Below are 295 nucleotides of genomic sequence, written 5' to 3'. Positions count from 1 at the left end.
GGCTCAATGCGCTGATCGTGGGGATATCGTTCGCGGTCGGGCCGACGGTGGCATCGATTGTCCTTTCCCTTGGCACCTGGCCGTGGTTGTTTGCGGTGAACGTGCCGATTGGCCTGACGGCGCTGTTAAGCGCGATCTATCCGCATCACCGGCTTGGGCGCGGGCTCGGGCTCAATGCGCTGATCGTGGGGATATCGTTCGCGGTCGGGCCGACGGTGGCATCGATTGTCCTTTCCCTTGGCACCTGGCCGTGGTTGTTTGCGGTGAACGTGCCGATTGGCCTGACGGCGCTGTT

The 295-nt window shown here is 63.1% G+C and carries 1 protein-coding gene; it reads left to right on the top strand.

What is annotated here, in order from left to right; all coding sequences use genetic code 11:
* The coding region (locus ACRXB1_RS37600) for an MFS transporter (protein WP_449494963.1) at window positions 1-295 on the top strand (295 nt) is incomplete at both ends.

It is taken from the genome of Caballeronia sp. M23-90 (genome assembly GCF_053574605.1).
The sequence above is the reverse complement of the archived record's forward strand: the minus strand, read 5'-3'. Positions and strand labels throughout refer to the sequence as shown.